Source organism: Sutterella seckii (assembly GCF_009183815.1).
Taxonomy (GTDB): Bacteria; Pseudomonadota; Gammaproteobacteria; order Burkholderiales; family Burkholderiaceae_F; genus Sutterella; species Sutterella seckii.
Window position 1 is genome coordinate 16,020 of record NZ_WEHX01000023.1, and the last position, 11,177, is coordinate 27,196.

The following is an 11,177-nucleotide window of genomic DNA, read 5'->3' on the forward strand; positions in this document are numbered from 1 at the left end:
TCTTTTCAAAGCACGATAGAACTTCAGCTGAGAAAGCCATGGATATCATCAAAGACAACAAAATGTACATGCAGATCGCGCAGATTGCTGCTGAGCGCAGCTATGCCAAGCGCCTGCGCGTGGGCTGCGTCATCGTGAAAAACCATTCCATCATTTCCTTCGGCTGGAACGGCATGCCGACGGGGTACGACAACTGCTGCGAAATGGAAGTCGACGGCAAGCTCGTCACCCGTCCGGAAGTGCAGCATGCAGAGCTCAACGCCATTGCGAAGCTTGCCGAAAACGGCTACTCCTCAAAGGGCGCGGCAATCTTCATTACGCACAGTCCCTGCATCCACTGCGCGCTCCTCATTCAGAAGTGCGGCATTTCTCAGGTCTACTATCACGAGTTCTACCGGAGCCGCGAAGGGCTCGAATTTCTCGAACGCGCCGGCATCGAGGTTCACCAGCTTTAAAAAAAAACGGAATTCCCTTTTTCGACGGGAGATTCCGTTTTTTTGCAGGGACCGTCAGAACGGTCTCCCGTGAGCAGCTGAAGCGCCCTGAGCCTCGTCAGCCGAGGTGGCGCAGCACCATGTTTTCGAAAACATTGACGCCGAGCTTCAGAAGCGAATCATCGAAATGCATGGTCGCCGCATGAAGACCCGGCGTCGCGCCGACGCCCACGCCGAAGTAGGCGGCCTTCATCTGCGGGCGATGGAGCTTATAGAAGTGGAAGTCCTCGCCGCCGCCACCGCAGTCGTGAGCGAGATTCTCTTCGCCCGCGGTCTCGCGGATCGCATCCGCAACCTCAGCCGTAAAGTCGTCGTCGTACCAGCAGGCCGGGCAGACGGCATTGCGGATGAGCTTCCCCTTCGCGCCGTAGGCTGCCGCTGTGCCGTTCACAACCTCTTCCATGCGCTTCAGAAGCGCGTCCATCAGGTCGTTCGTCTGCGCGCGCACGTCGAACGTAATGCGGGCCTTGTCGGGAACCGTGTTGGTTGCCCCGGCGTCGGCATGAATCTGCGTCGCTTTCGAGGACCACGACATCTTCGGATCAAGCCAGATCGCCTGGACGCCCTCGATCACGGCGCAGGAGACGTCAATCGCGTTGACGCCGAGATGGGGGCGCGAGGCATGCGCGCCGCGGCCTTCAATCTCGACAAAAACAGTGGTCGAAGCCGTATGGCGCACTGCCGGGCAGATTTTGCCGGCGGGCACGTCCTGAATCGGACGGATATGGGCGCCGAGAATCATGTCCACGTCGTCGATGACGCCCGCCTTGATCATGGCGGGAGCGCCGTCGAGCGTTTCCTCTGCCGGCTGGAAGAGAAGCTTCAGCGTGCCGCGGCGGACCTTGTCCTTCAGGCGGCTCGCGGCTGCAAGGAGCATCGCCGTGTGGCCGTCGTGGCCGCAGGCATGAATGCAGCAGGGCTTGCCGTCGATCACGAAGGGAAGCGCATCCATGTCCGCGCGGAGCATCATCACGGGACCGGGTTCCTTGCCGCGGATGATGCCGAGAACCCCGGTCGTTCCGCCCACATTGCGATGGGTCTCAATCCCGAGCGCTTCGAGCTTCTCTGCAACATAAGCGGCGGTCTTCTCTTCATGGAGCGCAAGTTCAGGCATCTCATGAAGTTCGCGGCGAAGCGCCTGGGGGTCATAAATCTCTGCCATAGGGAATACTCTGAAAGTAATAGCCGATGCACCTCAGGCGCATCATTCTCAAGCGGGAACGAGTGACTGCATAATCTCTCCTTCCCCGCGCCGCGGCGTTTCCAGCCTGCGGTCCGGTTTTCTTTATACGCTTTTTTCCCGGTCAGAGACATGCCGAACGCTTCTACCCCCGCGGCGCGAGACAGAATGTCGCGCTTGAAAGACATCCCGAGACTTCGCGAGGAAGCGGAAACCATCCGCGTCATGACGGGCGAATACTGCGCGCACTTTCACGGCACGGACGGGAAGAACCTCTGTCCCGCCTGCCGGGAATTCCTTGCCTACGCCCTGAAGCGCCTCGCCTGCTGTCCCTACGGCGGCGAAAAGCCCGTCTGCGGGAAATGCAAAATCCACTGCTACAAGCCCGCGGAGCGCGAAACGGCAAGGCGCATCATGCGCTGGGCAGGTCCTCGCCTCATGTGGACGCACCCGAAGATGGCCTTCATTCATCTGCTCGATCTGAGGCGCGAAGCCCCGGAAAAGCCCCGCAACAAAGCGGCCAAATCCTGACCATCTCCTTTTCGAAATGTTCCTGCTGATTCTTCCGATCCTCGCTCATGCGCTCATGACGGCGCACCTTCTCTTCAACGGCTTCGGCATCTGGTCGTTTGCGCCGCTCCTCGCGCTGATACCGCTCTTCATCCGGCGCCCCGCCATGATTTGGATCGAGAGCGTGCTCCTCATCCTCTGGGGCATTGAATGGCTTCGCGCGGACTATGCGCTCGTCATGCGCCGCATGGCCTGGGGCGAGCCCTGGCTTACGGCCGCCCTCATTCTCGGCGGGGTCGCCTTCTTTTCCTTCCTCTCGGCCTTCGTCTTCAGGGCACCGCGCCTTCAGCGCTTCTACAAAAAATAACCTTGATTTTCAATAAATAAGCGCTCAACCTATCGTTTCTACTAAAGCCGGCCAATTGTCGACCATATGTAACCATTTGTATCTGCGGTTTGACTCTAAGGACATCTATCTATAAAGTCTCGACAATTTGTGCTGAGGAAACGCAGTCATGCGTGCCCGGCTAATTCGTGAGGTTTTCTCCAATCAAAATCCCCCACTGGAAGGAGACAAGTCAATGTCCACGACTGACAACGCCCCTCTGACGATCCGCGACATGATCGAGCCCGCGATCAAGGCCGCCGGCGGCTGGGTCAACACCCATGCGCACGCCGACCGCGCCTACACCCTTTCGCCCGACGTGCTTGAGATGCGCCGCACCTGCACGCTGCAGCAGAAATGGGACGCGCTTGACCGTCTGAAGCGCGAATCGACGGAAGAAGATTTCTACCGCCGCTTCTCCATCTTCTTCGAAAATCAGATCGCTCAGGGCGTCACGGCGCTTGCGACCTTCGTCGACATTGACCCGCAGTCCGAAGACCGCGCCATCAAGGCCGGCATCCGCGCCCGCGAACACTACAAGGACCAGCTCACGGTCAAGTTCGCCAACCAGACGCTCAAGGGCGTGATCCATCCGGAAGCCCGCAAGTGGTTCGACATCGGCGCCGAGCTCGTGGACATCATCGGCGCGCTTCCGAAGCGCGATGAACGCGACTACGGCAAGGGCGACGAAGCCTTCGACATCATCCTCTCGACGGCGAAGCGCCTCAACAAGATGGTCCACGTCCACGTCGACCAGTTCAACGAATCCCTCGAATACGAAACCGAACAGCTCTGCGAAAAGACGATCGAGCACGGCATGGTCGGCCGCGTCGTCGCCATTCACGGCATCTCGATCGGCGCGCACTCGAAGGCCTATCGTCAGCGCCTCTACGCCCTCATGAAGAAGGCGGGCGTCATGATGATCGCCTGCCCGACCGCCTGGATCGACACGCCGCGCTCCGAAGAGCTCGTTCCGATGCACAACTCCATGACCCCGGTCGACGAACTCGTTCCCGCCGGCATCACGGTCGCGCTCGGCACCGACAATGTCTGCGACGCCATGGTTCCCTGGAACGCCGGCGACATGTGGCACGAAATGACGACCCTTGCCACGGGCTGCCGCTTCGACTACTTCGATGAACTCGTGAAGATCGCTACGGTCAACGGCCGCAAAGTGATCGGCATCGATTAACACCCATCGCGACCTGGAGCCTAATAGAAATGTACGTTTCACCCATCGCCAATGACATTCTCGCCGGCCACCTGATCAACTACGGTGCCGTTTCCTTCATGACGGATGCGCCGATGCGCCTCAAGTCGGGCCTTGTCACGCCGATCTACGTCGACAACCGCTCCCTCACGGGCCATCCGGACGCCTGGCGCGACATCATTGAGACCACCTGCTCGCGCATCGCGCAGCTCGGCCTCAAGTTCGACATCATCGCGGGCGTTGAAGGCGCGGGCGTCTCGCACGCCGCTGCTCTGGCCTATCGTCTCGGCAAGCCCTCGATTTTCGTGCGTCAGTGCGCGAAGACCTACGGCGACCACAGCCGCGTTGAAGGCACTTCCGTGAAGGGCAAGCGCGTCCTCATCATCGAAGACCACATCTCCACCGGTCTCTCGCTCCTCTCCGCCGTCGAAGGCCTCAAGGCCGAGGGCGCGATCGTCGAGGACTGCCTCGCCATCACGAGCTTCGGCATCGACGAAACGACGAAGCTCTTTGAGAAGGAAAACGTCACCTGCCACGAACTCCTCGACTTCACGCTCGTGCTCGAGAAGGCCGTGGAAATGGGCAAGATCGACGAAGAGAAGAAGCTCCTCCTCATCGACTGGCTGGCCAATCCCTGGACCTGGGCGGCCCGCAACGGCCTCACCCCGACGGGTAATGAAAACTGATAGAGACGCTTTCTAGCGTTCTTCTTTCTGAACCGCTGCCTGATTCCTCACGGAATCGGCAGCGGTTTTCTTTTGCGCAGCCTTCAGGCTTAAAGTCGCAAAATGACTTTTCCGCACGCATTGAATGAGCTCACAGCGCGTTAAAATTTTCTGTTGGAGCCTAATTCCCCTCAGGCATCGCTTTTTAACCCTGAAAATTCATGAAGTACCTCATCGTTGACGACCACGCCCTCATTACGGGCGCACTTTCGCTGATGCTTGAAGACCGCGATCCGGAGGCGGAAGTCCACACTGCCGCTACTGCCCGCGAGGCGCTTGATCTCGTGAATCGCGAGGGCGATGCCGATCTCCTGATCCTTGACCTCTCGATGCCCGACGTCACCGGCACCGAACTCATGGAAGAGATCGTCCGCATGCAGCCGATGCTCAAGATCCTCGTGGTTTCGGGGCTTGCCGACCAGGAAAGCATCATGCGCGTGCTTCAGCTCGGAGCCGCGGGCTTCGTGCCGAAGTCGCTCGACACCGAAATGCTCGGGAACGCCATTGACTTTGTGCTGAAAGGGGGCGTCTTCATTCCGTCGAAGCTCCTCACGGAATCCCAGCGCGTTGGGTTCTTCACCCGCACGGCGGCGCATCTCAAGTCGAGCGCCGAAGAGCCCGTGCACCTTACCGAACGCCAGAAGGACGTGCTTGCGCTCCTCGCGCAGGGCGCGCCCATCAAGCGCATCTGCCGCGAACTCGACCTTTCCGAAGGCACCGTGAAGACCCACGTTGCGGCGATCTACCGCGCCTTCGGCGCTTCAAACCGCACCGAGGCGCTCCTCGCCGCGAGGCGCGCCGGGTTCGACATCGACCTTTAACCGCTCAAAGCTCCGGCCGCTCACCGGCCGGAGAGTCCTCCTGAGAGCTCTCGCTCCGTGCGAGCGACATCGCCGCGGGCTCCACTCTTGCCGCCGCCCGCGCTATGGCGGCATTCAAAGCCACGTCTGATGCCGGCTTCTGGAGAATTACGGGCATTTCCTTCGGCAGGGGCTTTCCCGCCTGCTTTCTCTCGCGGAAATCCGCTTCAATCAGGTCTCTCGCAACCGCCGTGAGGAGTACCGTCGGGATTTCCGCGCCGAGCCCGGCTTCGAGAAGACCGGCGGCAGCAAGTCCCGTCACCTCTCCGTCGCCCAGGTTGTAGTCGGAGAGGAGAATGAACCTCCCTTTCCTCGCACGCGCTTCCTTCACGCGCTCGAGGAGCTCTTCGCTCCAGGCTTCCGCGGCAATCACTTCTGCTCCCCAGCTCGCGAGCTTTGCGGAAAGCGCTTCCTTGACGAAGGGATTGTCCTCGAGGAGGAGCGCTGCTCCGTCGAGGCGTTCAATCAATTCGCTCGGCGGCGTTTCCTTCTCAAGGTACTTCACCTGCTCGCTCTCGTCGAGATTGAGACCGAGCCTGAAAACGCTTCCGCGCCCCGGGTGCGAACCGATCGTGAGGTCGATGCCGAGCTGCCGGCAGATGCCCTTCACAATGGAGAGACCAAGCCCGAAGCCGTCGCCGGGATTCCGCTTCCCGGCCGCGCCCCGGTAGAAGGTTTCAAAGATCCTCTTCTTTTCTTCCGCCGTGAGCCCGGGACCTGCATCGTAAACGCCGAGCGTGACGCGCGAGCGCCCGATCCGGCGGGCTGCTACCACGACTTCAGCGCCGGGCTTCTCGGTATAGCGTATGGCGTTCGTGATGAGGTTCTGGAGCGCCCTGCGGAGCATGAGCCTGTCTGTGGTGACGGTGGCGGGTATCGGCCGGACGCGGAGCTTCAAACCCTTCTTTCTCGCCACGGGCCCGAATTCGCGCTCGATGTCGAAGAAGAGTTCGGGGATTGAAATTGCTTCCGGATGAAGCTCAAGCCGCCCGAATTCCATGCGCGTCACTTCAAGAACCTGTTCAACCAGCGTGGAAATGGAGCTCGAGGTTCGCGTGATCTGTTCGATCACGGGCGCCGTCTGGGGCGTCGCCCGGCGCTTCAGAATATCGAGAAAGATCCCCATTGCCTGCAGGGGCTGCCTCAGATCATGGTTGGCGGCGGCAAAGAACTGCGCCCGGCGTTCACTCTCCTGCTGCGTTTTCCGGCGGGCGGCTTCTGAGCGCGACACTTCAACCTTGAGGCGCTGCACGAGCCGCTCGTTCTGGTCGTCGTTCAGAATGGCCGAGAGCATCATCTCGTTGAGCCTGCGCCCGGAATAGAGCACGAACCCCGTGACGACAAGGAGAATGAGCGCCATGATGGTCTGCGAGATGCCGTACTGGGCGGCAACGGACACCGTCACGGGCGCGAGCGAGAGGAGCGTGAAGGCGGTAAGCGACGGCATCCAGCAGGAGTAGACGGGCCAGCTCGCGAACGTGACGGCGACGATCACCGCCACCACCACAACCTGATAGATCCCCGACTGAGGGAGCATCAGGGCAGCGCCCGCGCCGCCCCAGATCAGTCCCGCGCTCGAAGCGAGCATCGTCCAGCGGCGGATCCAGAGCCTCACGTGCTCGGCTTTCCTCGGATCGCGCCAGAAGGAGCGCACGAAGACGAGCGAAATCCAGAGTTCAAGGAGCCCGAAGACCGCCCAGATGATGAGCGCAGATCTCGGTGCATCAGTCGACCAGAAAGCCGCGGCGATGCCCGCCATGCCGATGAACTGCGCGGCAAGCGCCACCGGGTAGAGCTTGAGCGATGTGAGAAAAAGCTTCACGAGCGTGCGCGCTGTAATGCTCCGCGACGTCGGCAGACTCATGAAGGCCTTCAGAAACCCGAATATGGAGCGGCGCGACGAGAAGGTCATGACGGCATTCTCCAGCTGAGCCTCGCGCGCCTGCCGTCGAGCGAAAGGGTTGCCGGAAGCCCCACCGGAAGCGTCGCCTTTCTGTCGATATGCCCGAACGGAAGCCCCGTCACCATCGGGATAGAGCCCGGGAGTCGCGAGCGGATGTAGCCGAGCGTGCGCGCAAGCGTCTGGTCGCCCTCAAAGCGCACGGCGTCGTCCGCATTCGTGAAGGCGCCGAAGAGTATTGCCCTCTGTCGATGAAGGACTCCGGACTCAAGGAGCGAAAGGAGCATCCGTTCAACGCGGTACGCCGCTTCCCCCACGTCTTCCAGAAAAAGAATGCCGCTTCCCGTTTCCTCATACGGGAACCACCGGGTTCCGAGAAGACTCTCGATCAGGCATAGATTTCCGCCCCAGAGCGTGCCCGTCCGTTCAAATTGCTTCGGCATGTCCCCAAGGAGCGCAGGTTCTGCTTCCCAGGCGAGCGGACCGGGGTTTTCGCCGAAAACGACGCGGAAGCGCTCCGCCATAAAGGGATCGGGATCCGCAAAGCTCATCAGCATCGGCCCCTGCCAGGAATAGCGCCCGGTCATCGCGAGAAGCGCCAGATTGAAGGCGGTGAAGTCCGAGAATCCTACAACCGGCACCCGGGCTGAAGCTATTTTTTGCCAGTCAAGGAGATGAAGGAGCCGCGTCATGCCGTAGCCGCCGCGAAGCGGCATCACCAGGTCGGCATCTTCCGACAAGAGCGCCGTCTCGAAGTCGCGCGCCCGGACTTCGTCCGTGCCGGCAAACCGCGCCGTCTGCTCGAAAACGCCGCCCATGAGGGTCGGAATCATGCCGAGCGATTCGATGGAGGCAATCGCCTTCTCGCGCCTTTCGTGGTCGATTTCTCCCCTTCGCGTTAGGACCTGGTACGACGGCGCCGGGATGATCACGCGGCGGGGAGGCTCAAAAGGCTTCAGAGCGGCTGAATCTGCTTGCTTCGTCATGATTGGGTTTTCTCCTTTCTTCTGCGGGCAAAAAAGTCCCGCATGAGCGCTTCGCCTTCCTCGCCGAGAACGCCGCCTTCAATGACGGGCCGGTGATTGACGCCCGGGATGTCGAAAAGCCGGAATGCACCGGCAAGCGCTCCCCGGCGCGGATCTCCCGCACCATAAACGATCCTCGCGCACCGGGCTTCAGAAATGGCCCCCGCGCACATCGGACAGGGTTCCAGGGTCACGTAGAGCGTCGTCTGCGTGAGGCGGTGGTTCCCGGCTGCAGAAGCTGCTCGCCTTAAGGCCAACACCTCGGCGTGCGCCGTCGGGTCGCCCGTTCTGAGCGTTTCATTGCCGGCTTTTCCAAGGACGCGGCCGTCCTCAACCACGACCGCGCCCACCGGGATTTCGCCCGCTTCTCCGGCCCTGCGGGCCTCTTCAAGCGCGAGCTTCATGAAGCGGACGTCTTCCTCAGGATTTCCGGAGGGGCGCTTCGGCGCATTCGCCTCGCGGTTCTTCTTCTGAAGGGTCTCCTTCATACGGGCGCGGCGCTCTTCCAGAATCACGCGCGCGGCTTCGAGATCATCGAGAAGCCTCGCGGCAGTGACGTCCGGGCGCGGCTCGAGGCGGATGTTTGCGGCGCCGCCCTGCTCTTCAACGAACCCCTCCGCCTTTGCAGCATCGAGCAGCTCCTCTGGCGAGGCCTTTAGCCAGTCGCCCGGGCCCGAAAGGAAGTCCCTGAGAGCGTCGAGGAGCGACTCGGTGGAAGGATTTTTTCCGACCTCTCCCAGAAGCGCCGCACCCGCCACAATTCTGCGGTCTTTGGGGTCGGCCGCAATGAGGGAACTCAGGGGAATGCCCCTGCGGATCGAAAGCTCCGTAAAGCGTTCGATGTCGCTGATGGAAAAGTCGGGATTGAAGAGCTGATACATCAAAATGTACGAGACGCCGGTCAGGCATCTCATTCGCTTCCGGTGAGGCAATAAAAATATTCACGAACGCTCGTCTGAACGCACGCAGATTATCTCAGGCGGTGCAACGTGCGGCGTACTTTTGCGGCAAAGACAATGCCTTTTTCATTTTTTCCAACCTTGCCTGTTCGCCCGGAAGGTGCAGGGCCTTTCCAACGAGCAGCCCCAGGTTCCACATAGAAAATAAGGGAGCCTTCTCTCTTCAGGAAAGCTCCCGCTGGCCGCAATCCAGGTCTTACGTCTATGAGCTACCAGGCATGACGGAGGCCGATATTCCAGCGCCAGTTCTCTTTTACCTTGCCGCCGTCATTGCGTTCAAGATCCGCGTAGACGTACGTGCTCTCCGTCAGGCTGAAGTTCGCCCCCAGACCGTACTCCATCCAGGTGCCGCCGAAATCGTCCTCAGACGCATTCCTTGAGACTGCTCCGTAGCGATAGGTCGTCGTAAGGTCGCCCTCAAAGTCATGCACAACCGACACGCGTGCGTAGATCGTGCCTTTCTTTTCCGGGAAGGACATGCCCGTGCGGATACCCGCTCGACCGATGAGTGCCCTGACGTCGCTCTGATCCACTTCCATACCGTTTTCCGTCCTGAAGCGGGCGCCTTCCACCCGGCCGTAGCTCAGGCCGATCTGCGGCTCGGCAAAGAAGCGCTCTTCTGCAAAGGCGAACTTGTAGCCGGTTTCGGCATTGAAGCTCCATGCATTGTTGCTGTAGGAGCCTTTCATGCCGTTGAGTTCGAAGTCGTTCTCGAGGCGGTTGAAGCGTGCGATCAGATCGACATGCGCCCCGCAGGGTATGAGCCAGGTGCCGTAGAGCGAAATGCCGTAGTTGTCCGTATCGGCTTCTCCCAGGTCATAGGCCGCCTGGCCGTCGGTGTAGCTGCCGGCAAGACCGACCCTCCAGTCGCCGACAGAGACATCCGAACCGACCTGAATAGTCGTGCTTTTGTTCTTTACGCTCTTTGCGCCATATTCCTGTTCTGACCCGTAGAGACGCACCCAGCTTCCGACGCCCGCAGGAGAGTCCCGAAGTTCTCCCATGCGTTTGCTGAGCGAATTCATCTCATGCCGCCATGCGAGAACAGAAAGCGCATTGACCGAACGGAACCTTGCCAGCTTCTGATTTTCTCTGATGGTGGTCGACCAGGTCCCGTCATCGTTCTGCACGGCAACAATGCCGTCGTTTACCGTACCTTCCTCGATCTCATAAACATTATCCGTCCCCTCTTTGATCCTCACCTTTGTCTGCAAAGCATTGAGAGCTTCCCTGGCATTTGCATATTCGTCGCTCGAACTGCCCGTTGATGCAACCCTCAAAAATGACGCCGAATCAATGGCAACTGAATCTGTCGCTTTGAGCACAGGGACAAAGAGCGTATTTCCGCGGCCCTGCAGTGCAGCGAGCGAAAAGTCTCCGGCACCAACGGCTACCGTCGCTCCCTCTGCCGCGACCTTGTTCAGAATGGAACTGCCGCCTGCGGCGCCCTCAACAATAAGAACCGCATCCTCAGCCAGATTAATCGTGCCTTTGCTATCAATCGTGTTGGTTGACAAAAGGGCCTGCCCCGTGAGCGAGAGGGAAGAAGTCTTATCAATCTTGACGCCCATGGAGTCGCCCGTTGCCATGGTGCGGCCGGACAAAACCATTTGTCCCGAATTTTCAGCGAGAAGGCCGATGGAATTCGGTCCTTCGGCGACGATCGAGTGAATGTCTCCGGTGAGATGAATCGTGCCTTTGTTGACTGCAGCAATGCCGCGGGAAGTTCCGGCTTCTGAGCGCGCATGGACAGATGCATTTCCGAAAGTCATACGCGCCAGATCGCCGTCTGCTGCGATGCCAAAGGCGTTTGCGTCTTCTGCTTCTGCGGAAATATTAACAAAGGTATTTAATAGTTGACGGATGGTGCTGTGTGGCGCTTGGGGTCAGGCCGCCTGTGCATAGAGGGTACTCTCATTCGTAAAACAG

Annotated in this window: 11 protein-coding genes; 6 read left to right on the plus strand and 5 right to left on the minus strand. The window is 60.0% G+C overall.

What is annotated here, in order from left to right; all coding sequences use genetic code 11:
* Window positions 1-38: 38 nt before the first annotated feature.
* A complete protein-coding gene (locus GBM95_RS05215) occupies window positions 39-455 on the plus strand; it encodes a deoxycytidylate deaminase (protein WP_152158123.1) in 417 nt (138 codons plus the stop codon).
* 97 nt (window positions 456-552) lie between these two features.
* On the opposite strand, the gene GBM95_RS05220 is transcribed toward GBM95_RS05215, so the two are convergent.
* Window positions 553-1,656 carry an amidohydrolase gene (locus tag GBM95_RS05220; RefSeq protein ID WP_152158124.1) on the minus strand — a complete coding sequence of 368 codons (1,104 nt, stop codon included), beginning with the start codon at window positions 1,654-1,656 and terminating at the stop codon, window positions 553-555.
* 186 nt (window positions 1,657-1,842) lie between these two features.
* Between GBM95_RS05220 and GBM95_RS05225 the strand changes: the two genes are divergently transcribed.
* The 5 genes from GBM95_RS05225 to GBM95_RS05245 all read left to right on the plus strand — a co-directional run bounded on the left by GBM95_RS05225 (window position 1,843) and on the right by GBM95_RS05245 (window position 5,325).
* Entirely contained in the window at window positions 1,843-2,205 is a 363-nt protein-coding gene (locus GBM95_RS05225; RefSeq protein WP_193222581.1) for a nitrous oxide-stimulated promoter family protein, read from the plus strand.
* 16 nt (window positions 2,206-2,221) lie between these two features.
* Window positions 2,222-2,551 carry a hypothetical protein gene (locus tag GBM95_RS05230; protein WP_152158126.1) on the plus strand — a complete coding sequence of 110 codons (330 nt, stop codon included), beginning with the start codon at window positions 2,222-2,224 and terminating at the stop codon, window positions 2,549-2,551.
* A 214-nt stretch (window positions 2,552-2,765) separates the two neighbouring features.
* On the plus strand, window positions 2,766-3,761 hold the full coding sequence (locus GBM95_RS05235) for an amidohydrolase family protein (protein WP_152158127.1): 996 nt from the start codon (window positions 2,766-2,768) through the stop codon (window positions 3,759-3,761).
* A gap of 29 nt (window positions 3,762-3,790) precedes the next feature.
* On the plus strand, window positions 3,791-4,465 hold the full coding sequence (locus tag GBM95_RS05240) for an orotate phosphoribosyltransferase (protein ID WP_152158128.1): 675 nt from the start codon (window positions 3,791-3,793) through the stop codon (window positions 4,463-4,465).
* A 200-nt stretch (window positions 4,466-4,665) separates the two neighbouring features.
* On the plus strand, window positions 4,666-5,325 hold the full coding sequence (locus GBM95_RS05245; RefSeq protein WP_139687630.1) for a response regulator transcription factor: 660 nt from the start codon (window positions 4,666-4,668) through the stop codon (window positions 5,323-5,325).
* Window positions 5,326-5,329: 4 nt separating this feature from the next.
* On the opposite strand, the gene GBM95_RS05250 is transcribed toward GBM95_RS05245, so the two are convergent.
* The 4 genes from GBM95_RS05250 to GBM95_RS05265 all read right to left on the minus strand — a co-directional run bounded on the left by GBM95_RS05250 (window position 5,330) and on the right by GBM95_RS05265 (window position 11,020).
* Entirely contained in the window at window positions 5,330-7,276 is a 1,947-nt protein-coding gene (locus tag GBM95_RS05250) for an ATP-binding response regulator (protein ID WP_152158129.1), read from the minus strand.
* Window positions 7,273-8,250: a S66 peptidase family protein gene (locus GBM95_RS05255; protein ID WP_152158130.1), complete on the minus strand. Its 978-nt coding sequence runs from the start codon at window positions 8,248-8,250 to the stop codon at window positions 7,273-7,275. The genes GBM95_RS05250 and GBM95_RS05255 overlap by 4 nt, the downstream gene beginning before the upstream one ends.
* Entirely contained in the window at window positions 8,247-9,203 is a 957-nt protein-coding gene (gene tadA / locus GBM95_RS05260; RefSeq protein ID WP_226963166.1) for a tRNA adenosine(34) deaminase TadA, read from the minus strand. The genes GBM95_RS05255 and tadA overlap by 4 nt, the downstream gene beginning before the upstream one ends.
* A gap of 254 nt (window positions 9,204-9,457) precedes the next feature.
* On the minus strand, window positions 9,458-11,020 hold the full coding sequence (locus GBM95_RS05265) for an autotransporter outer membrane beta-barrel domain-containing protein (protein WP_152158131.1): 1,563 nt from the start codon (window positions 11,018-11,020) through the stop codon (window positions 9,458-9,460).
* Window positions 11,021-11,177 lie beyond the last annotated feature (157 nt).

Bases quoted from the DNA above. Each gene is read 5' to 3' on its own strand.
- GBM95_RS05265 (WP_152158131.1), bottom strand. From the start codon at position 11,020: ATGACTTTCGGAAATGCATCTGTCCATGCGCGCTCAGAAGCCGGAACT.
- GBM95_RS05250 (WP_152158129.1), bottom strand. From the start codon at position 7,276: ATGACCTTCTCGTCGCGCCGCTCCATATTCGGGTTTCTGAAGGCCTTC.
- GBM95_RS05240 (WP_152158128.1), top strand. From the start codon at position 3,791: ATGTACGTTTCACCCATCGCCAATGACATTCTCGCCGGCCACCTGATC.
- GBM95_RS05230 (WP_152158126.1), top strand. From the start codon at position 2,222: ATGTTCCTGCTGATTCTTCCGATCCTCGCTCATGCGCTCATGACGGCG.
- GBM95_RS05220 (WP_152158124.1), bottom strand. From the start codon at position 1,656: ATGGCAGAGATTTATGACCCCCAGGCGCTTCGCCGCGAACTTCATGAG.
- GBM95_RS05255 (WP_152158130.1), bottom strand. From the start codon at position 8,250: ATGACGAAGCAAGCAGATTCAGCCGCTCTGAAGCCTTTTGAGCCTCCC.
- GBM95_RS05245 (WP_139687630.1), top strand. From the start codon at position 4,666: ATGAAGTACCTCATCGTTGACGACCACGCCCTCATTACGGGCGCACTT.
- GBM95_RS05215 (WP_152158123.1), top strand. From the start codon at position 39: ATGGATATCATCAAAGACAACAAAATGTACATGCAGATCGCGCAGATT.
- tadA (WP_226963166.1), bottom strand. From the start codon at position 9,203: ATGAGATGCCTGACCGGCGTCTCGTACATTTTGATGTATCAGCTCTTC.
- GBM95_RS05235 (WP_152158127.1), top strand. From the start codon at position 2,766: ATGTCCACGACTGACAACGCCCCTCTGACGATCCGCGACATGATCGAG.
- GBM95_RS05225 (WP_193222581.1), top strand. From the start codon at position 1,843: ATGTCGCGCTTGAAAGACATCCCGAGACTTCGCGAGGAAGCGGAAACC.